Annotated in this window: 1 protein-coding gene; it reads left to right on the top strand. The window is 63.2% G+C overall.

Features of this window, described 5'->3' with window-relative positions:
* Positions 1–263: 263 nt before the first annotated feature.
* Positions 264–408, top strand: a 145-nt coding sequence (locus SCA31_RS22550; RefSeq protein ID WP_410699286.1) for an EscU/YscU/HrcU family type III secretion system export apparatus switch protein, incomplete at its 3' end; no start/stop codon positions are given.

Raw genomic sequence — 408 nt, 5'->3', positions numbered from 1 at the left:
GCCTCGGTTTCTAACCGCCTTCCCGGTAGTGGCACCTGCTGGTCCTTGTTCTTAATACTCTCGTCCTTCATGCCCTTGCCCATCACGCCCTGCGTGGCGGGCAAGGGCGTTTTTGGGCGCTATTCCGCGCTTTGATCCCCGCCGTGCTTGTCACAATGAGGCCCATTCTCGGCATGATGCGTTCGCCGTGCGCGCCAGTGTGAGCGAGCGTCATGCTCCCCGGCAGTTCAGGCAGATGCAATCCCAGGCAAGCGGAGTAGCCGGTGGCTGACGAGCAGAGCAGCGACGACAAGACAGAAGACGCCACGCCTCACCGAATACAGAAGGCCCGCGAGGAAGGGCAGGTGCCCCGTTCGCGGGAGCTTGCGACCTTTCTGTTGCTGGGCGGAGGTGCGGCAGGCCTGTGGC

It is taken from the genome of Chryseobacterium sp. SIMBA_028 (assembly GCF_046535285.1).
Classification (GTDB): Bacteria; Bacteroidota; Bacteroidia; order Flavobacteriales; family Weeksellaceae; genus Chryseobacterium.
This window is presented reverse-complemented; position numbering and strand designations above follow the sequence as displayed.